The organism is Peribacillus sp. NPDC097264, from assembly GCF_050277925.1.
Taxonomy (GTDB): domain Bacteria; phylum Bacillota; class Bacilli; order Bacillales; family DSM-1321; genus Peribacillus.
Genome location: NZ_JBNNSR010000008.1, coordinates 1 through 19793 on the forward strand (window position 1 = coordinate 1; position 19793 = coordinate 19793).

A 19793-nucleotide genomic window follows, 5' to 3' on the forward strand; every position below is an offset into this window, starting at 1 on the left:
CCAGTAGCCCCTGTGGCACCGGTAGCGCCGGTAGCACCAGTTGCCCCAGCCCCCGTGGCGCCGGTAGTTCCCGTCGAACCAGTAGGTCCAGTAGCCCCTGTGGCACCGGTAGCGCCGGTAGCACCAGTTGCCCCAGCCCCCGTGGCGCCGGTAGTTCCCGTCGAACCAGTAGGTCCAGTAGCGCCGGTAGCGCCAGTAGCCCCGGTAGCACCAGTCGCTCCAGCTCCCGTGGCGCCAGTAGTTCCCGTCGGCCCAGTAGGTCCCGTTGTTCCTGTAACACCAGTAGCACCCGTTGGCCCCTCTACTTTCACTAGAACTTTTTGGATGATTCGTTGACCTTTTGTAGATTCACATCGACAATGCTCGTGGTTACATTTTGGGCATTTTTTTTGCTTTGGTTTTTCTTCTTTTCTTTTCCGCTCTGTACTTTCTTTATGGTCACATCTGCATTTACTATGACCACATTTTGGACATTTTTTATCTTTGTAACTCTTTTTATCTTTACTCATTTTAAGCCTCCTTCTAGAAACCATTCCATAGGTATACTATGTATCTAATAAAATATTGGGATGGGTACATGACACGAAATAGGTAATTTTTATAAATGTCTTTTAAACTTCCAAGCCTTATATTCGTTTGGCCGAGGGGCATCTTGGGTACTGACCTATAAAAAGAAAAGAGGAAGATCCATGTGGAACGCAGTTTTATGGGGTGGTGTTTCAGGTTCCGCCGTTTTGCTCGGGGCGCTTATGGCTTTATTTGTTCCAATTAAAAAGAAGGCGATTGGTTACATCATGGCATTTGGGACGGGCGTCTTGATCGGGGCAGCGGCCTATGAGCTTTTAGGCGATTCCGTTCGGGATGGGGGAATCATGGCAACGTCCATAGGTTTCATCGCGGGTGCCGCAGTATTTACCGGTTTGGATTTTCTTGTTTCCAAAAAGGGTGCATCTAAAAGGAAACGCTCCAATCATGCCTCTTCGAAGGAAGCGGGGCTGGCAATCTTCATTGGGACCGTGATGGATGCGATACCGGAATCAATCATGATCGGGGCCAGCTTGATCAGCGGCGGGTCGGTCAGTTGGTTGCTCGTCATCGCCATTTTCATCAGCAACATTCCAGAAGGACTTTCCAGTACGACGGGGTTAGTGAATAGCCACTATTCGAAGAAGAAAATCATGGCTCTCTGGTTTTCCGTATTGATGATTTCGGCCATGTCGTCACTGGGGGGCTATCTCTTCCTCGATCAAGCATCGGAAGCGATGATGGCAGGCATGGCAGCCTTTGCGGGTGGAGGGATCATTGCCATGGTTGCGTCCACCATGATGCCTGAAGCGTATGAAGACTCAGGTCCCATCACGGGGATCTTCGCTTCAGCGGGGCTGCTCGTTTCACTGGTTCTGGATTCGATGTGAGTCTAAAAGAATACAGCATTTAATAAAATGGATAATGGATAAGCGTATCCCTCCTAATCTATTCAAAACAGCCACCTCCAGAAAGGAAGTGGCTGTTTTGCTATGGGAGCAACGTCCCTGTTCCCAGTTGTTGAACGGTCAAGGTGCTCTCTTTCTCTTATTTATGTTCGGAGTTCATCCAGCACATGATTAGTTTGAAAAATCCTTTTTATATCGAAAGGCCAAATATATTCCTGAAGCGATGAAAGCAAAAGAATATTTGAATAGGAAGAAGATTTGCCACATATATTCTTTCGGGAAAATGATGTCGCATAAAACGACTCCATATAGCATGATGAGGGACGCTTTTAAGGATATTTGGATGTTCCTTTCGTCAACCGCCCCCATTTTTTTATAGAATACATAGATGAGAATCACTCCGACTATAAGTAATACAAAGCTAGTGCCAATAAGCATATTCCAATTGCCAGTTGATTTATCCGTCCAGGCTTTTAAAGGATAGAAGGCTGCATTTGATAGTTCTTCAATTTTCATTTTGTTCACTCCCTTTCACATAAATAAAAAGATCGTTAACATCTACGTTAAAGAAATCAGCTATTCGAAAAGCTAAAACAAGAGAAGGTGAGTAATTATTCTTTTCCATTACATAAATGGTTTGTTTGGATACTCCCACAGCGGCGGCCAATTCTTTTTGAGACAATCTTTTTAAAACCCGGTGTTCATATACTTTATTTTCAACATAATCCTCATCTGCTTTCTTCAAGATCGTCACCTTCCTTTTATTACCATATTCTTACAGTACATTATACTTATAAAAAAGTAAAGTAAACTTATACAAAAGATAAATATTATTATGCAATTTAAGCTATAAAAAGGAAAAACGCTCGGGAATCTCAAGCGTTTTTTGAGTGTTTATTTGTATGCCAAACATACATTAATTGGATTTTATTTGGAACTTTCCTTCAGGTTATCCGTATAACTTATTATCAAAACAAGGAGGATACCATATGTACGATGTTGGTGGTGGGGATGGTCTTTTCACAGTGGCTCCAGCATTTATAGGGATTATTTTTGTTATCATTCTCATACTATTCATAGTGAATGCATTCAATGGCCTTAGCCAGTGGAAGAAAAATGAAGAATCGCCTCGTTTATCTGTTCCAGCACATGTCATAAGCAAACGGACGAATGTCACCAGGCATGATCATCTCCATGATCCCCATGTCCATTCGCAATCTTCCTCTTACTTTATTACATGGGAATTTGACAGTGGTGATCGAACGGAATTTCGTATTTCAGGCAAGGAGTTTGGTTTGCTTGCTGAAGGAGATATGGGCACGTTAACCTTCCAGGGAACAAGATTTATAGACTTTTCCAGGAAAAAACACACGCAAGAAAAATTTGATTGAATTCAATTGGATCGGGAGATGAGGAAACATGAGTGAAAAAGGGTGTATAAAATGCGGTAGTGATGATGCGGCTAAGAAGGACGTGGCAATGACGGGAACCGGATTGTCGAAGATGTTCGATGTCCAAAATAATCAATTCACGGTTGTGTATTGCAAGAAGTGCGGGTATTCGGAGTTTTATAATAGGCAATCTTCAACAGGAAGTAACCTGCTCGATTTATTCTTTGGTTGATTTGTGGAAGAGAAGGGGCTGTCCCAAAAGGCGGGAATGTCGATCACAACATTTCTGCCTTTTTTTTGCGTTGTTTTACTTGAAAAGGGACTCTTTTTAGGCTTCTTGTTTTTTCATTATGTATGTTTTTAAGAATGCTATCCGATAGTCATTATTTTAAGAAAGTATTAATTCACTTTGCCCATGGCTCTATAAAGGCTGCCAATCGCTAAACGGGTTAGTTGCAAGGCCATGTAGTGAGGGCTGTAAATCATGTTTTTTTCCACCCATACCTTTGTGATCCCTATGATGGATGAACTGCTAGAATCAAGCAATATATCTAAGGGGACTAGTAAACTTTGTTTCTTATTCATGCTTGAAATGCGGTGGTAAAGGTCCTCTCTAATCACTTTATACAATTTTTGAAGAAATTCTTCGGATTTGATTTTCGTGAACATGGTGTGGTAGAACTTTTGATTTGTAGCTATATTTTCAAAGAAAGACTCATAGTAGGGATCAGCCATTTCAAGACTGGACTGGTCATTTCCAAGGTTCGGCTTTGAAACCCTCAAGCATTCTTTTAATTCTGATAATTTTTCTTGGACCGTCTTATCTAACCAATCATATTTATCTTGATAATGTGCATAAAACGTGGAGCGGCTGATATTGGCTTGATTGGTGATGTCCTTGATGGATATTCGTGAAAATTCCGTTTCGGATAGTAGAGAAATAAAAGTTTCATAGATGACTTCACGGGTCCGGATGATTCGGCGATCTATAATCGGTTGATGGCTCTCCATTTTTTTTTCCTCCTCTAAACCTTGAAAGTAAAACGTAAAGGCGTTAATCGTATCAATCAGTCTTTTCTATTTAAATCATGAACGTCGATTGAAAAATCTGAAAGGGTGCCCATGTGTATCAATAATAGACCATCAATTCATATATAATCAATATGAATTGTTAGATTCATGATGGGTATTTGAGAAAGATAGCCTAGTCTCTTCCAAGCTGGACATTCGGCTCAGCATTATGGATGGACCATTTTCATATGGGAGGGAATATGAACAAAACAATATAAATCGTAATGTGGTTTTTCTTTATATAATCGAACACTTTCTCGTTCACTGTCCGCTAAACGTCAGAACCGCCTTAATTGTTTGTTGCAACGGTGTGAAGTCTTGCTATAATAAATATCAAATTCCGATTTTATTCATGTGATTTATAGGTATATACAACTTTACTAACTTTATATGTCGACTGGACTACCAGAGACTTTTATGTAGGCTTAAATCCCCTGATGTTTAAGCTAACAATAAAGGTGTCTGTTTTTTTTGTTTTATGCTTACGGTTTGATTGAATTTGGATGAAAAGAGTGGTTCGTAAGTGGTGGGCAAAGTAGACCTCGCTTTATTCAAAGCTTGAATGATGAACGTAGCGTATTTACTTGAAGGGAGAACGGTCAGTGCGGAGAAAAAAGTACAGTTATTCAAACTGGCCTGTGATCGAATGGGGAGCCCTTCGATCATAGCCTTGGTATTGAACGTTTTAAACCAACAAGGATTAAGGAGCATTCAGTATGATTGATGAAAAAGTAAGCATATTCGAACTTTCTAAACATCCCATCCAAAAGGGGAATCTGGAAAAAAGCGAGTATCTTAATTTACCGGATATAGAGTTTTTTCTTTTGTGTCAGCAGCAATATAGGGTGAATAAAGGGGTGTATAACACGATTGATAAATGGTTTTACCAGGATGGAATCGTTAATATTATTCACCGTCGAATCTATCTTTTGGCCTTTTTGGACTTTGTCACAGAAGAGAATGCGAAAGAAAACCACCATAAATATATAAGATTCGGGAATGGCGGATTAACTAAAAAGCTCAACGAATTTATGAAGGAAACGGAAACCAATAAATATATGATTTAAACACGGTCCATTTGAAGGAGGATCCTCATTCATGAATATAGCTGAAAAAGGAACAGAACTGGATTTTCTTGAAATAGCCCAGTCGTTAGCAAATGAATTCGCAAAAACTGCCGTACAACGGGATAAACAAGGTGGAACGGCAAAAGTGGAACGTGATCTACTTCGCAAAAGTGGATTGCTCTCTCTTAATGTTCCCAAGCATTTAGGGGGACATGGCGAGAATTGGGAAACTATTTTTCGAATTACCCGTGAACTGGCTAAAGTCGATGGTTCGTTGGCTCATTTGTTCGGTTACCACTTTTTGTGCTTGGCGTCGGTTCATTTATACGGATCTAAACAGCAGAAGGAAAGGCTTTATAGAGAAACAGCCGAACATGATTGGTTCTGGGGCAATGCCTTTAACCCACGTGACCAAGGGTTGGTAGTAAAGCAAGAAGGGAATTCATTGCGATTGAACGGGAAGAAATCCTTTTGTTCCGGTGCCACGGACTCGGACCGACTGCTTATCTCAGCCAAAAGTCCGGAACATGACCAGCCTGTCATTGCCGTTATTCCGACTAAGCGAAGCGGTATAGTTGTCGGAGGCGATTGGGATAGCTTCGGTCAACGCCAAACAGACAGCGGAACCGTTATGTTCCATGATGTGCTTCTAGAAGAAGAGGAAGTGCTGAATTCTTACGAACAACATCAGGATGGCTTCTTTCCCACTTTACGAACACATATTGCCCAGACGATTTTAGTGAATGTTCTCCTTGGTGTGACGGAAGGAGCGTTTGAAGAAGCCAAAACGTACACCCGAAGCATTTCTCGCCCTTGGTTGACTTCCGGTGTGGAGCAAGCGAACCTTGACCCCTATACCATTCGTCATTATGGGGATTTCTTCGTACAGATAAAAGCTTCTGAAGCATTGGCTCAAAATGCGGTAGTGGCATTACAAGAAGCATGGGACAATGAGTGGGCACTAACGGAACAAGAGCGAGGTGAATGTGGGATCATGATTGCAACCGCCAAAGCTTCCGTTGCAAAAACGGCATTGGAGGTCACTAGTCGCATGTTTGAAGTTATGGGAGCAAGGGCCACTTCAGCACAGTATGGACTTGACCGATTTTGGCGTAATGTAAGGACACATACCTTGCATGATCCGATTGAATACAAAATTCGGGATCTAGGAAACTGGGCTCTGAATGGCCAGGTACCTGAGATTACCCCCTATTCTTAAAAATTTACGTACCATCCCTTTTTAAATAAATTACTGAATTTTCTACCAATGAGAAACAGTTAGACCAGCTAAATAAAACTTGATTTGAGAGAAAGAGGTTAGTAATAAATGGAAATCTTTTGGTTTATCCCTACAAATGGTGACTTTCGTCAATTAAATAATAGTGAAGGCGCTCGTCCTGCCACGTATAACTATTGTAAGCAAATTGCAGAAGCGGTCGATGATCTAGGCTATACAGGGGTGTTAATTCCAACAGGAAAAACGTGCGAAGAAGGATTCATTGTCGCGTCTACACTTGTCCCTGTAACAAAAAATCTAAAATATCTGGTAGCCGTACGCCCAGGTTTAATGTCACCAAGCTTTGCCGCACGTATGTCTGCCACATTAGATCGATTTTCTGAAGGTCGGTTGTTAATTAATGTGGTAGCCGGGGGCGATCCTGTAGAAATGGCAGGAGAAGGTGTCTTTTTAGATCATGATGAACGGTATGAGCTAACAGATGAGTTTTTAACCATTTGGCGACAATTACTTGCAGAAGAAGAAGAGGTAGGCTTCAAAGGTGACCATTTACGAATTGAAGGGGGACAATTACCATACCCTACGGTGCAAAAACCATATCCGCCCCTTTACTTTGGAGGATCTTCACCCGTTGCCATGGACGTGGCGGCAGAACATGTTGATGTCTATTTAACTTGGGGAGAGCCACCAGCCCAAGTGGAGAAAAAAATCACTAAAATGCGTGAGCTTGCAGCTAAGCAAGGAAGAACATTGAAATTCGGGATAAGACTCCATGTGATCGTTCGTCCAACAGAAGAGGAAGCATGGGAAGCAGCGAATAAGCTCATTGAACACGTGGATGACGAGACCATTGCACAAGCACAAAATGTATTTAAGCGGATGGATTCAGAAGGTCAGCGTTTAATGACGAGCCTACATGAAGGCGACCGTGACCGGTTGGAAGTAAGCCCTAATCTATGGGCAGGAGTGGGATTGGTGCGAACAGGTGCCGGCACGGCTCTTGTAGGAGATCCGGATACGGTAGCGGCGCGTATCAAGGAATATGCTGATTTGGGCATCGAAACCTTTATTTTATCTGGCTACCCACATTTAGAAGAAGCCTATACCGTATCGGAATTATTATTCCCTAGATTGCCAATTGAAAAGAAGGATTCTTCTAATCAAAAAACATTCCTAAGTCCATTCGGCGGTGACATCAAGCCGGCTGCTGTTAAATAACTAGCTTTATAGACGGATGCATTCTTCTTCATTTGATGTACTTACTAGGTTCATAACACACTTTTTAATAGTGCCCACTGGACGACCAGAGGCCCGTATCGATTCCTTTTCTTTGGGATTTTGATAGGGGCCTTTTGATTTCCGAATAAAAGGAGGAAAAAGGATGAGTTTACAATTTGCTTATTGGGCTCCGAATGTTAGCGGGGGCTTAGTCGTTTCTCAGATCCCACAACAGACAGGTTGGTCTTTTGAAGATAATAAACGGTACGCTCAAATTGCTGAAGAAATTGGTTTTGATTATGTGCTATTGCAAACAAGGTTTTTCGCAAGCTACGGGGCTGAGAACCAATTAGAAGCAGCTACCCTCGCTTCCGCCCTTGCCGCTGTGACGAACAAATTGAACATCATTACGGCTGTGTTGCCTGGTCTATGGCACCCAGGTGTGATGGCGAAAATCATCTCGACGATTGACCATATTAGTAACGGGCGTGCGTCTGTCAATATCGTCAGCGGCTGGTTTAAAGGGGAATTCCATGGCTACGGAGAACCATGGTTGGATCATGACGAACGGTATCGTCGTTCTGAAGAATTTATCGAGGTTCTTAAGGAAATGTGGACACAAGAAAAGTCTAATTATCGAGGCGACTTTTACCGATTGAACGACACACCCTTGAAACCAAAGCCTATTAACCCCCCGAAAATCTTTCAAGGAGGAAATTCTCGAGCTGCCAAAGAAATGGCCGGACGCGTATCGGATGTCTATTTCATGAATGGCGGGACCCTTGAAAAAATAAAGGAACAAATTGAGGAAGTAAAGGCGCTAAGGAAGGCGAATGGTGAAGGCGACATCCAGTTTGGCGTGAATGGTTTCGTCATTGTCCGCGATACAGAAGAAGAGGCAAAACAAGTGTTGCGGGATATTGTCGAAAATGCGGATCGAGAAGCGGTGGAAGGGTTTAAAAAATCAGTCAAAACCGCAGGGGCCTCTTCTCCTGATGGAAAAGGAATGTGGGCTGATTCCACCTTTGAAGACATTGTCCAATATAATGACGGATTTAAGACAGGACTCATCGGAACGGCTGAACAAGTCGCGGACCGGATTATGGAACTGAAAAAAATCGGTGTGGATATCGTGCTGACAGGATTTCTTCACTATGAAGAAGACTTGAGAGCGTTCGGTGAAAAGGTCATTCCAATGGTCAGAGAAAAAGAATTGGTATTTGCTTGAGAATAGCTAGACTATTCTGCTCTTCAAAATTAAGTCGAGTGGTCGAATTAGTGGCTGGGCGTGGTTGAATAATCAGCTTGCATGGTTGAATTAAACCGATTCGTGGTCGAATTAATTGGTAAATAAAATGAATCCATTTCGATTAATCGAAATGGATTCATTTTATTTACCATTTTACTAAGCCCCTAGTTTAAGAAAGATTCAAAGGATGATACCTGAAAAAGCTCCTTTTAACACTTCTTTTTCATGTTGATTCTTACATGAGAACAAGGCCATAAGGGCTGTTCGATTATTTTCTTGCCTTTCATATTGATCGATTTGAACTTCACACATTATTGTATCCCCCGTAAATACAGGTCGTATAAACTCAAAATTCATGGTGCGAGCCAGTACGTTATGGTCCCCACCTACTTTTGTTGGTAAGGTAGCCGTCAATAACCCTTGAATGACAAGCCTCCCCTGTTCATCTGGGGTTATGTGATGATTCCCTTCATCCCCCGAAATCTCCGTGAATAATTCAACATCCCTCACTGTAAACGTCCGTTCAAACGTAATGATATCTCCTGCTTTTAAAGACATATAAATCTCCCCCGGAAAGTTTTTTTGATAGAATATCTCTTTTTGAACTTCCTTTCTTGTTAGATCGCTAAGGAATATATTCGGGATGAAAAATACAAATCCTTCTTCCACTGCCTTGCCGTTCATGACCAGTACGATGAAGGTAGTAAGGAAGGAGGTATCAGCTTACTAAACGAGTTCTGTAGCGAAATACCATGTTATAATTAACTAAAAAGGTGATGTATTTTGAAAGTACTAATTATTTCTGTGTATTTAATACCTACTCTTATCGCACTCTTTTTTGCTGGACCTTTTTCTCCATTAGTAGGACTTGCAATCGGATTTCCTGTCCATATTCTAATAGTACTTTCAAACATATCCAGAACTCTTGATGAAATAGCCAAGAAGCTTTATGAATAAAAGGAAACTGTCTAATAGGTCTTACGGGGAATAGCTTCAAATCAAGGCTGTTAATGAGCAGTCTTCTTTTTGTTTAGGAAGAGAAGGTTAAGAGTTTAATTGAATGGGAAGGAAGGAAAAAGGTGAAGGGCAAACCGACTTTTTATTACTTTTTAATCATGTTGTTTCTTTTAAATACTGATGCTAAATATACGGATACACATATTTTTTCATTAATGATTTTAACAATATCCATATTAATTATTTTAATGAATAGACTGAGAGCATCGGAAAAAGAAGACTTTAAATTTAGACATCTAATAATAGGTATGGTATGTGCACATGGAATCTATTATTTAGAAGAATTCATAAGGAATTAGTAGAGGATATACAAGTATTAAGATAAACATTTTTACTAATTGTATAATAGGAAACCTAGTACATATGTATCTATCCATTTCTTAATAGAAAGAATGGACTTTAAGCGATAGCCCATCAAACAGGATGTTTGAGAATAAATGAATTCTCATTTAGTATGAATATACAGTGTTCTCTTGTAATAATTAACGGCTTTGGAAGTTCATACTAAAGGAGAGGTGTTTGTTGGATAATCATTCTTTTCAAGAAGTTATACGCAGTCGAAGATCTATACGTCAATTTCTTTCTACACCTGTTGAAGAAGAAGTTCTTCGTGAAATTCTAGAGGATGCTCAAGCTACCCCATCGAATTGCAATACTCAGCCTTGGGATGTTCATATCGTTTCAGGTGCAAAGAAAGAGGAATTGAAGAAGGCCCTCTTAAATACGAGCGAACAAGGGCAAGCCACGCCCGATTTTACATTTGATTTACATCACTATTATGGACGTTATGCTGAACGACAAATAGAACAGGCCCAAACATTCTATGGGGAATTGCAGATAGCTAGGGAGGATCACGAAGCCCGTCAAAAGGAAGTCATGCGAAATCTATCATTCTTCGATGCACCGCATGTTGCGTTCCTATTCATGCCTTCATTTGGAGATAATGTGCGTGTCGCTTCTGATATTGGCATGTATGCCCAGTCGTTCCTTTTATCACTGACTGCACGCGGGATAGGAAGTGTTCCTCAGACAATCTTGGGCTTTCACGCTGATACGGTACGCCAAGTACTTGGCATTTCCGATGACATGAAGTTATTGTTTGGCATTTCCTTTGGTTATCCTGATCAAGAAGCAAAGGTAAATAGTTTTCGTGTGGGACGTGACCCCATCGAATCCAATGTAACCTTGCATAACTAGACTAACGAGAAAGGGCGTAATCAACGATTAAGTGGATTACGCCCTTTTTATAGTGAGTAGGAAATTAATCGTTTCTTGAAGAAGGAGAACTTAGCTCCCTTTCCCTACATAACCCCATCCTTTTTCATCTCCAACACCTTCAATAACTCTTTCACTGCAAACGAGTGATAGGAGCCTTTTTTTGTAATGATTCCGAGTTTCCATAGGAGTGTGGCGTTTTCAATCGGGATGATTTTAACATCACTGTTCGTTTGTTTTTCATATATCAATTTGGGTAATAGCGCAATGCCCAGCTTGGATGAGACCAGTTCGACGATTAAATCCCACTGTGAACTTTGGTACGAGATGATGGGACTGAAGCCATTTTCTTCGCATGCTTGTATCACATAGTCGTGCAAAGTGAAGTCCTTCGTAAATAAGATGAACTTTTCTTCTTTTAGTTCGGTCAAGGAGACGGATGATTGATGTGCGAGCGGATGGTCGTCGTGGACAAATAAAACGAATTCATCCTGAATGAACGGGTAGATGTCGAATTTTGCCTCATTCGCTGGCATGACCACGAGCCCAAGATCAATCCGTCCATCTTCGACAAGCTGACCAATCAACTTGGCGCCAAGTTCAACTAATTCAATTGAGACATTCGGATGTTGTTGGTGAAAACGACGGGCAATCTCCGGAAAAAAAAGGGTGCCAATCAAAGGAGGCATCCCGATTTTAATTTCCCCTGTCGCAATGTCTTTGAGGTCACCTAAAAGGATATCCAATTCTGACAAGGCCTGTAGCGCTTTTTGACCTTGCTGATAGACGATCCGTCCAGCATCGGTCAAGCGGAGGTGCCTTGTAGATCGATCGAACAGTTCAACATGAAGCTCCTGTTCAAGCTTTTTGATGGCTTTGCTAAGTGAGGGTTGTGACAAGTAGGAATGGGCGGCAGCTTTTGTAAAACTGTTATGGTTCGCAACCTCGATAAAAGATTGTAAGTCTCGTAGTTCCATGCGTTTTATCTCCTATTTATTCTTTATTTTCATACAATATATTCTATTTATGTATTTTACTTATAGGAGATATAAATGTAAACTTTAAACAATAATACTATTCAGAATATTTATGATACTAAAGGGGGCGAACATATGAAAAAAGGAAAAGTGATGCATTCATTTTTGGAAGCGGTTTCAGATATTAAGGACGGTTCCACTATAATCGTTGGCGGTTTTGGGTTGTCAGGCATCCCGGAGTATGCCATACAGGCGCTAAAGGAACAAGGTACCAAAGATTTGACGGTTGTCAGTAACAATTGTGGCGTCGATGACTGGGGTCTGGGCCTGTTGCTTCAGAATAAGCAGATAAAAAAGATGGTGTCATCTTACGTGGGGGAAAATAAAATATTTGAACAGCAATACTTGAGTAAGGAACTCGAAGTCGAATTAACGCCTCAAGGTACACTGGCGGAGCGAATCCGGGCTGGTGGGGCAGGAATCCCTGGTTTTTATACAGCGACGGGCGTCGGTACACCTATAGAAGAAGGAAAGGAAACGAAGGTGTTCGACGGCAAGAAGTATCTATTGGAAAGAGGAATTGTTGGGGACTTTGCCCTTGTAAAAGCGTGGAAAGCCGATACGCTTGGGAATCTTGTATACCGTAAGACAGCAAGGAATTTTAATCCACTTGCGGCGATGGCCGGGAAAATCACGATTGCGGAGGTAGAAGAAATCGTCGAACCAGGTGAATTGGATCCCGATGAAATTCATACACCAGGCATTTATGTACAGCGGATCTTGCTTGGATCCAATTATCAAAAACGAATCGAACGACGGACGGTTGCACAAGGATAAAATTTAAAGGGAATGGGGTGTCTGATGATGAAGGATACACGTATGGTCATCGTAAAAAGGGCGGTTGTGGAAATTGAAGACGGCATGAATGTCAATCTGGGCATTGGGATGCCGACACTTATTGCCAATGAGATCCCGGATGATTTCAATGTTTTACTTCAATCAGAGAATGGCTTGCTTGGCATTGGTCCATATCCACGGGAAGAGGAGATAGATCCGGATTTGATCAATGCAGGAAAAGAAACGGTCACGGCCGTTCCGGGATCGGCCTTTTTTGACAGCGCAGAATCGTTCGCCATGATTCGTGGCGGCCATATCGATCTTGCCATCCTTGGGGGAATGGAAGTATCTGAAACAGGGGATTTGGCCAACTGGATGATTCCCGGGAAAATGGTGAAAGGGATGGGCGGTGCGATGGACCTCGTTAATGGGGCCAAGCGGGTGGTCGTGATTATGGAACATGTGAACAAACATGGAGAATCGAAAATCAAAAAAACATGTTCGCTGCCATTGACTGGTCAAAAAGTTGTGCATCGTTTAATCACCGATCTAGCCGTGTTTGATTTTACCCCTGAAGGAATGGTTCTAATTGAGACGCAAGGAGATGTTTCCATAGAAGAAGTGAAAGAAAAGACGGAAGCCCAATTTTCTGTAGCACCTGAATGTTTAGCTAACAACTAAAAGTGTGGACTTGTGTTCAATCCTAATTTTCTCTTTGCCCGTTAAAGGGGAATTAGGATTGTGTGTAAGGCAAGAATTATTTGCAGAAGATATAGATATGTGATATTATTATCTCGAATTAAATATATTTCAATTAAGAACAATGGGTCGATAGATCTCATTTATTTTTTATATAATATCTCGAATTCGAGATAATTTGAAACAGGAAGCACAATGAAAAGGGGAGAAAGTTGATGAATCACATTAAAGGAATTCACCATGTAACAGCTATAACAAGCAGTGCAGAAAAAAATTATGAGTTTTTCACATTCGTATTGGGCATGCGTTTGGTCAAGAAGACGGTAAACCAAGATGATATTCAAACCTATCACTTATTCTTTGCGGATGACAAAGGAAGTGCCGGGACGGACATGACATTCTTCGATTTTCCAGGCATTCCAAAAGGAACGCATGGTACGAATGAGATTTTCAAAACGAGATTCCGAGTACCGACAGATGCCGCTCTCGAATATTGGGTCAAACGTTTTGACAAGCTACAAGTGAAACATACAGGCATTCAAGATCTTTTCGGGAAAAAGTCTTTATCATTCGTTGATTTCGACGATCAACACTATCAATTAGTCTCAGACGAGTTGAATGAGGGCGTGGCTTCAGGTACACCATGGCAAAAGGGCCCGATTCCACTTGAATTTGCGATTACAGGATTGGGACCGATTCATGTCCGGGTTGACCAATTTGACTATTTTAAAGAAGTGCTGGAGAAAGTCATGGCATTCCGTGAAATTGCCAAAGAAGGTTCCTTTCATTTATTTGAAGTTGGTGAAGGCGGGAATGGGGCACAAGTCATCGTCGAACATAATACGGTCTTGCCACGTGGACGCCAAGGCTTCGGTACGGTGCACCATGCAGCCTTCCGCGTGGAAGATACAAGTGTATTGAAGGAATGGATCGACCGTATGGAAAGTTTCGGATTCAGTACTTCCGGCTATGTGGACCGTTTCTTCTTTGAATCGCTTTATGCACGCGTCGCACCTGGCATCCTGTTTGAATGGGCAACAGACGGTCCAGGATTCATGGGCGATGAGCCATATGAAACGGTGGGTGAAATTCTTTCATTGCCGCCATTTTTAGAACCAAAACGGGAACAAATCGAGAAGATGGTCCGCCCAATCGATACGGTTCGCAGTACGATGAAGATTGAGAAAGAATACTTGTAAGCAGTTCCGTTCACACCATGTGCACGGAGTACGTGTACATGGTGTGTTTTAAAAAAGAAGAATGTTGAGCAAATGGGTTAAATCAATTTGTTTGAACTATGTGCTCAGCATTCATCTAAAATAGGGAGGAAACGAAGATGAAAAAACAGACGGCAGGGAATCACCATATCAGTGCCATTGTCGGCCATCCGCAGGAAAACATCGATTTTTATTCAGGTGTACTGGGTTTACGCTTGGTGAAGCAAACGGTGAACTTCGATGACCCTGGCACATATCATTTATACTTCGGTGACGAAGGGGGAAATCCGGGGACCATCATTACCTTTTTCCCTTGGCCAAACGCTCGTCAGGGGCGGATTGGCGATGGACAAGTGGGTGTGACATCATATGTCGTGCCAACAGGAGCACTTGATTTTTGGGAAAAACGGTTACGGAAATATGATGTGGAGTTTGAAAAAGTGAAGCGCTTCGGTGAAACGTATTTACAATTTGACGATCCGCATGGCCTTCACCTTGAACTTGTCGCTCGTGGGGCGGGTGAAGAGAATGCTTGGGCAGTGGACGATGTGACAAGGGAAGTGGCGATAATAGGATTTGGAGGCGCCACCCTTTATTCAAGCGCACCAGATGAAACGGCCGCTACATTAACGGATGTGTTAGGTCTGGAAATGATGGGTGTAGAAGGCGATTACACACGGTTCAGAGCTCTAGCTGACATCGGCAATATCATCGATTTAAAAATGGTCACAGGCGTTCGGGGCACAATAGGTGCCGGTACGGTGCACCATATCGCATGGCGTGCGAACGACAAAGCCGACCACTTGGAGTGGCAAGAGTATGCAATGAATCATGGACATCACGTGACCGAAGTGAAGGATCGTAACTACTTCGATGCGATTTATTTCCGTGAATCAGGAAAGATCTTATTCGAAATCGCGACAGACCCACCAGGATTTGCGATTGACGAAAGTGTGGAAACGATGGGGATGAAACTTATGTTGCCGCCCCAATTCGAGCAGCAACGTGAGCATCTCGTTCAATCATTGATTCCCATTCAAGTACCATCCAATAAAGTGAGATAACTAAGCAAGGGGAGAATATAGAATGAAACATATCTTTAAACCAGGAACGAATCCGAATAAACCAGTCTTATTGCTTTTACATGGAACGGGCGGGAATGAAAATGATTTGCTTCCGCTAGCTGACATCGTCGATCCAGAAGCTTCTGTCCTTAGTGTAAGAGGGAATGTATCGGAGAATGGGATGCCCCGATTCTTTAGACGTTTGGCGGAGGGGATATTTGACGAAGAGGATTTGATTTTCCGTACGAATGAACTGAATAGCTTCCTGGATGAAGCGGCAAGTACCTATGCTTTTGATCGTCAAAATATCATCGCAATCGGGTATTCAAATGGTGCGAACATCGTAGCGAGCCTCTTATTCCACTTTACGGATGCCTTGAAGGGTGCGATTTTACATCATCCAATGGTGCCAAGACGTGGAATCGCTTTACCTGATTTAACAGGTACGAACGTGTTCATAGCAGCCGGAGTCAATGACCCAATTTGTCCACAGCAAGAATCCATCGACCTTAAAGAATTATTAGAAGCGGCCCATGCCTCGGTTGATGTACAATGGGAGAACCATGGACATCAATTAACGATGAATGAAGTGAATGCCGCGAAACAGTGGTATCAAGAAAAATACTAATCAAGAATCAATCCAGAAATCCACCTACAATTTGTATGGCGGATTTTTTTTGTTATCAAATCATTTTGGCCCATTCATTACCCTCTATTACTATCTGAAATTATATGCGGAGAGGGTATAAAGTCTTAGTGGTATTCGTGGATAGATGAGGATTATATCCTGGTCAATCGGGTAATTAGCATATTTATCCCTATTTATCTCCCTGACTATCTTCCTTATAATTATATAATATGAAAAATATACCAATAATAATGAGGTGTTTCTTTTGGATATAGGACAGGAGAAAGCTCAGATTTATTTTTTGCAAAGCACCGTCCCCCTTTCCCTACAGAGGGATGAGCCATTATGACGATTTTTGAAGCAAAGCCATTGAAGTCGGCAGTCAAGTCACGGGCCAAGCAATATGAAGACCTATTGGGGCAAGTAGAGACACTGAAAAAGGAATTTCAGGGAATCGTCGATTTGGATGAAGAGCTGGCCGGAGCCGGGGCGACGGCCATCAAGAACTTTTATCGAGCACAAGTCATCGTTGCCGATGCCTGAACGAACTATTCACGACACAAATCAGCTTTTTAAAAGGCATTCCGGCGATTTTGGAAGATGCAGACTTATCCGGTGAAACTGTGGTCGAGGTGCCCTTTTTAGAAGGAGAAGTGACCCATGGCCTCACCAATGCCAAATCGATGGTGAACCAGCAGTCCACCGATCTCCAAAAGATTTTCCAGAACATTGATGATATCCTTCCACTACAGGTGTTCGACCAAGGCGATTTCCATGAGAAAATGGAAAAGGCCGAAAAAGAAAAGAACGATACCATCAAGAAAGTGCACGAAGTAGATAATAAATTAGTAGAAGAATACCAAGTGACCGAAGCCCAGGAAAGTGTAGCCATTAGCCTTTTCCAGGCCTTACTTGAAGCCACCAGTCAGGATGGCACCGTTTCCCCGATGAACTTCAACCAAAGTGCCTTTCAAGCGAGTCAAGCTTATCAAGTGAAGGATGAAGTGGCCGAGAACATGCAAGGATACCGGGACTTCAAGAAGCAAGAAGAGGAAGCGCGGAAACTTGAAAAGGAAATGGAAGAACTCGAGAACCGCCCTTGGTATGAAAAAGCCTGGGATGCGACAAAAACCTTTACAGGGGAAATCACGGGGTATTATGATTCAGTAAGAGCGACAACGGGAGTCGATCCCGTCACAGGCCGTAAACTTTCCGAAGCCGAACGAATCGCCGCGGGCGCGATGGCTGCTGCCGGATTCATCCCCATCGTCGGCTGGGCTGGGCGTGCTGTCAAAGGCGGAAGTGCGATTTATAAAACAGCCAAAACAATGAATGCTGCAGAGCATGCATTGGACGCCTATAAATCTAGTAAAGGGCTTGATGTCCTCAAGCAAACCGAATACGGTCTATACGGATTAACCGCCGCCAACGGTCTCGGCGAAGCAGTCACAGGCAAAGATATGTTTGGTAATGAGCTCACGGATGAACAGCGCCAAACCAGCCTGATGAACGCCCTTGGTATCGCCGGAGTTGCCGGGGCAGCTAAGGTCGCAGATAAAATGGCAAGTGGAACAAAATTCATCCCCTACAGCAAAGAATATGTGCAAAAACAAGTCCAGAAAGCTCAAGGCTCGATCAAGGATATGGGTAAGGCCATCGGTAAAACGGAAGTGCCAACTGGATTCAAGGTCAGGGAAGTAGCCGATACGACTGGAAGTACTCACAAAATTATTGAAGTGGATAAGACAACGATAAAGGATCTTGCGCAGAAGATTACGGCGAAAAGTGAAGGTAGTAAGGGTACGGGTGGAGTTAGTCCTAATACAGTACGAAATGTGGATCAAAATATTCTTGATAAGATGGAAAATGCTGGGGGTCATACATTAGAAAGGCATGTATCAAAGACAAATGAGGATTTGATTAAGAGAGCAATAAAAGAGGATGTCGATGCAACTTCATTCAAGGATAAAGGTACGGCAATTAAAGCAGTTCAGGAGAATTTACGCAAGAATGCAGATGATATTGTCCAATGGTTGAATGAAGCAGATGCAGGTAGAAAGATTTTTGATGTATCACATAAAAATCCTGTAGGGAAAGGTGCACTTGAAGATAATAAGCAAGTTATAAACAATTTAACGGACTCTAGAGTTGTATTAGTAAGAGATTCGACACAAGAGTTAGGGTTTAAAATATTAACTAGTTTCCCGATTATCAAATAAAGGTTGTGATGACTTTGAATGATGAATTAAAACTTGAAACCTTTAAGTATTTTCTTGAATGCTATTTCAACGTAAGTGTTAACTATGATGAGTTAACTGACCAAATAAAACACTTTAATTCGTTCGAAAATACTAAATATCACCAAAAACTTAGAGATGAGCTAAACTTAATAGAGCAACTAAACAATTGGGAACTTGTACAGGAATTCGTTAAAAGATATGGCATGAGGAAAATGAATGAAGAGAGACTAAAATGGTTAATTCACAGTATTTCTGAAAATTTAATATAAAATTAATTTAAGTTTTGTATACAGTATATTGAACTGTACTCCATTTTAGGCCTGTAAAAAAAACTGCCTATACGATTGAACTATATCCCAGATAACGAACACGAATAAAAAAGTGCCTCGTCTTTGAACTGCACCTCAATTGTTAGACTCAATCTAACAACTGGAGGTGCAGTTTTTCGTATGACAAAATAGAAAATTTTTAAATTCTAATTTCTGTTTAATATACAAAGTTACCTATTTCTCATGGAGAAATATTCAAATAGGTCATAAAGATGTACTATCCAGATAGTGAAATGGGACATGTTCTATTTACGTCACCTTTTTTTATGGGAAAAGCTTAAGATTGTAGATTTCCCAGATAAAAAAGTTGCGTGGTTACTTGCGGTACCGATATCGATAAAAGAGTTCTTATTTGCCGAGAAAGAAGGATCAGAAGCTCTTGAAACTTTGTTCGAGAATGAAGACATAGATATCTTATATTTGGAAATAAATTCTATATTATGAGAGGGCTACACTTGCCATCCTTATTTAAAGTGACAAGTCTGGAAGGGTACCAATTTCTTCAATGAAACTTCAACCAAAGCGCCTTTCAAGCGAGTCAAGCTTATCAAGTGAAGGATGAAGTGGCCGAGAACATGCAAGGACACGGGACTTCAAGAAGCAAGAAGAGGAAGCGCGGAAACTCGAAAAGGAAATGGAAGTAATGGTGAATTGAGTTGTATAGATATTGTGGTTCCAGAACCATGGCTAGTTTACTACATAATCTGAAAATATAGGAATTTAATTGAGCGATGAGAATCAAATTTTAAATTAGAATGTGTTTTGCAGGAGGAAATGCTACATGAAACAATGAAAAAAAATGTTTTGGATAGATATTTTAATGAAAAAACCTATTATATTTCTGATGAAAACATATTAAGATTTGCATAGTAAAAAATTTTTTTTAATCGAGAGAGAATTATAG

22 protein-coding genes and 1 pseudogene are annotated in these 19793 nt (G+C 41.6%); 17 read left to right on the top strand and 6 right to left on the bottom strand.

Annotation, left to right across the window (positions count from 1 at the left end; all coding sequences use genetic code 11):
* A pseudogene (locus tag ACQKL0_RS13890) lies at nucleotides 1-509 on the bottom strand (hypothetical protein); the annotation flags it as partial.
* A gap of 180 nt (nucleotides 510-689) precedes the next feature.
* On the opposite strand from ACQKL0_RS13890, the gene ACQKL0_RS13895 reads away from it, so the two are divergent.
* Nucleotides 690-1415: a ZIP family metal transporter gene (locus tag ACQKL0_RS13895; RefSeq protein WP_427688128.1), complete on the top strand. Its 726-nt coding sequence runs from the start codon at nucleotides 690-692 to the stop codon at nucleotides 1413-1415.
* Nucleotides 1416-1604: 189 nt separating this feature from the next.
* Here the strand turns inward: ACQKL0_RS13895 and ACQKL0_RS13900 are convergent, their stop codons facing one another.
* The gene (locus tag ACQKL0_RS13900; RefSeq protein WP_427688130.1) at nucleotides 1605-1949 is read right to left on the bottom strand and encodes a DUF2178 domain-containing protein; all 345 of its coding nucleotides are present in this window, start codon (nucleotides 1947-1949) and stop codon (nucleotides 1605-1607) included.
* Nucleotides 1939-2178 carry a helix-turn-helix transcriptional regulator gene (locus tag ACQKL0_RS13905; RefSeq protein WP_427688132.1) on the bottom strand — a complete coding sequence of 80 codons (240 nt, stop codon included), beginning with the start codon at nucleotides 2176-2178 and terminating at the stop codon, nucleotides 1939-1941. Before ACQKL0_RS13905 ends, ACQKL0_RS13900 begins: the two co-directional genes overlap by 11 nt.
* A gap of 244 nt (nucleotides 2179-2422) precedes the next feature.
* Between ACQKL0_RS13905 and ACQKL0_RS13910 the strand changes: the two genes are divergently transcribed.
* Nucleotides 2423-2824, top strand: a complete 402-nt coding sequence (locus tag ACQKL0_RS13910) for a DUF2500 domain-containing protein (RefSeq protein WP_427688134.1) — start codon at nucleotides 2423-2425, stop codon at nucleotides 2822-2824.
* A gap of 28 nt (nucleotides 2825-2852) precedes the next feature.
* Nucleotides 2853-3056 (top strand): zinc ribbon domain-containing protein, encoded by a 204-nt coding sequence (locus ACQKL0_RS13915; RefSeq protein WP_402873610.1) that lies wholly within the window; start codon nucleotides 2853-2855, stop codon nucleotides 3054-3056.
* A gap of 167 nt (nucleotides 3057-3223) precedes the next feature.
* Here ACQKL0_RS13915 and ACQKL0_RS13920 read toward each other — a convergent pair whose 3' ends face one another.
* The gene (locus ACQKL0_RS13920; protein WP_427688136.1) at nucleotides 3224-3835 is read right to left on the bottom strand and encodes a TetR/AcrR family transcriptional regulator; all 612 of its coding nucleotides are present in this window, start codon (nucleotides 3833-3835) and stop codon (nucleotides 3224-3226) included.
* Between the two features lie 776 nt (nucleotides 3836-4611).
* Here ACQKL0_RS13920 and ACQKL0_RS13925 point away from each other — a divergent pair.
* The 4 genes from ACQKL0_RS13925 to sfnG all read left to right on the top strand — a co-directional run bounded on the left by ACQKL0_RS13925 (nucleotide 4612) and on the right by sfnG (nucleotide 8645).
* Nucleotides 4612-4962, top strand: a complete 351-nt coding sequence (locus tag ACQKL0_RS13925) for a hypothetical protein (protein WP_427688138.1) — start codon at nucleotides 4612-4614, stop codon at nucleotides 4960-4962.
* A gap of 31 nt (nucleotides 4963-4993) precedes the next feature.
* Nucleotides 4994-6181, top strand: coding sequence for an acyl-CoA dehydrogenase family protein (locus tag ACQKL0_RS13930; RefSeq protein ID WP_427688139.1), 1188 nt, complete (start codon nucleotides 4994-4996; stop codon nucleotides 6179-6181).
* A 108-nt stretch (nucleotides 6182-6289) separates the two neighbouring features.
* On the top strand, nucleotides 6290-7417 hold the full coding sequence (ssuD, locus tag ACQKL0_RS13935) for an FMNH2-dependent alkanesulfonate monooxygenase (protein WP_427688141.1): 1128 nt from the start codon (nucleotides 6290-6292) through the stop codon (nucleotides 7415-7417).
* Nucleotides 7418-7580: 163 nt separating this feature from the next.
* Entirely contained in the window at nucleotides 7581-8645 is a 1065-nt protein-coding gene (gene sfnG / locus ACQKL0_RS13940; protein WP_427688143.1) for a dimethylsulfone monooxygenase SfnG, read from the top strand.
* Between the two features lie 201 nt (nucleotides 8646-8846).
* Here the strand turns inward: sfnG and ACQKL0_RS13945 are convergent, their stop codons facing one another.
* Nucleotides 8847-9224, bottom strand: coding sequence for an FAS1-like dehydratase domain-containing protein (locus ACQKL0_RS13945; protein ID WP_427688145.1), 378 nt, complete (start codon nucleotides 9222-9224; stop codon nucleotides 8847-8849).
* 981 nt (nucleotides 9225-10205) lie between these two features.
* On the opposite strand from ACQKL0_RS13945, the gene ACQKL0_RS13950 reads away from it, so the two are divergent.
* The gene (locus ACQKL0_RS13950; protein WP_402873635.1) at nucleotides 10206-10880 is read left to right on the top strand and encodes a nitroreductase; all 675 of its coding nucleotides are present in this window, start codon (nucleotides 10206-10208) and stop codon (nucleotides 10878-10880) included.
* 104 nt (nucleotides 10881-10984) lie between these two features.
* Here the strand turns inward: ACQKL0_RS13950 and ACQKL0_RS13955 are convergent, their stop codons facing one another.
* Nucleotides 10985-11875, bottom strand: coding sequence for a LysR family transcriptional regulator (locus ACQKL0_RS13955; RefSeq protein WP_427688147.1), 891 nt, complete (start codon nucleotides 11873-11875; stop codon nucleotides 10985-10987).
* A 135-nt stretch (nucleotides 11876-12010) separates the two neighbouring features.
* Between ACQKL0_RS13955 and ACQKL0_RS13960 the strand changes: the two genes are divergently transcribed.
* From ACQKL0_RS13960 to ACQKL0_RS14000, 9 genes are all read left to right on the top strand, one after another.
* Nucleotides 12011-12712 carry a CoA transferase subunit A gene (locus tag ACQKL0_RS13960; protein ID WP_402986869.1) on the top strand — a complete coding sequence of 234 codons (702 nt, stop codon included), beginning with the start codon at nucleotides 12011-12013 and terminating at the stop codon, nucleotides 12710-12712.
* 27 nt (nucleotides 12713-12739) lie between these two features.
* On the top strand, nucleotides 12740-13393 hold the full coding sequence (locus ACQKL0_RS13965) for a 3-oxoacid CoA-transferase subunit B (RefSeq protein WP_427688149.1): 654 nt from the start codon (nucleotides 12740-12742) through the stop codon (nucleotides 13391-13393).
* 233 nt (nucleotides 13394-13626) lie between these two features.
* Nucleotides 13627-14610, top strand: a complete 984-nt coding sequence (locus ACQKL0_RS13970) for a ring-cleaving dioxygenase (protein ID WP_427688151.1) — start codon at nucleotides 13627-13629, stop codon at nucleotides 14608-14610.
* 137 nt (nucleotides 14611-14747) lie between these two features.
* Entirely contained in the window at nucleotides 14748-15692 is a 945-nt protein-coding gene (locus ACQKL0_RS13975; RefSeq protein ID WP_427688153.1) for a ring-cleaving dioxygenase, read from the top strand.
* Nucleotides 15693-15714: 22 nt separating this feature from the next.
* Complete coding sequence (locus ACQKL0_RS13980; RefSeq protein ID WP_427688154.1) at nucleotides 15715-16320, top strand: alpha/beta hydrolase; 606 nt, start codon at nucleotides 15715-15717, stop codon at nucleotides 16318-16320.
* Nucleotides 16321-16665: 345 nt separating this feature from the next.
* The gene (locus tag ACQKL0_RS13985) at nucleotides 16666-16863 is read left to right on the top strand and encodes a T7SS effector LXG polymorphic toxin (protein WP_427688156.1); all 198 of its coding nucleotides are present in this window, start codon (nucleotides 16666-16668) and stop codon (nucleotides 16861-16863) included.
* Nucleotides 16864-16913: 50 nt separating this feature from the next.
* On the top strand, nucleotides 16914-18539 hold the full coding sequence (locus ACQKL0_RS13990) for an RNase A-like domain-containing protein (RefSeq protein ID WP_427688158.1): 1626 nt from the start codon (nucleotides 16914-16916) through the stop codon (nucleotides 18537-18539).
* A 14-nt stretch (nucleotides 18540-18553) separates the two neighbouring features.
* On the top strand, nucleotides 18554-18829 hold the full coding sequence (locus tag ACQKL0_RS13995; protein WP_427688160.1) for a hypothetical protein: 276 nt from the start codon (nucleotides 18554-18556) through the stop codon (nucleotides 18827-18829).
* A gap of 300 nt (nucleotides 18830-19129) precedes the next feature.
* Nucleotides 19130-19333, top strand: coding sequence for a suppressor of fused domain protein (locus ACQKL0_RS14000; RefSeq protein ID WP_427688161.1), 204 nt, complete (start codon nucleotides 19130-19132; stop codon nucleotides 19331-19333).
* Nucleotides 19334-19793 lie beyond the last annotated feature (460 nt).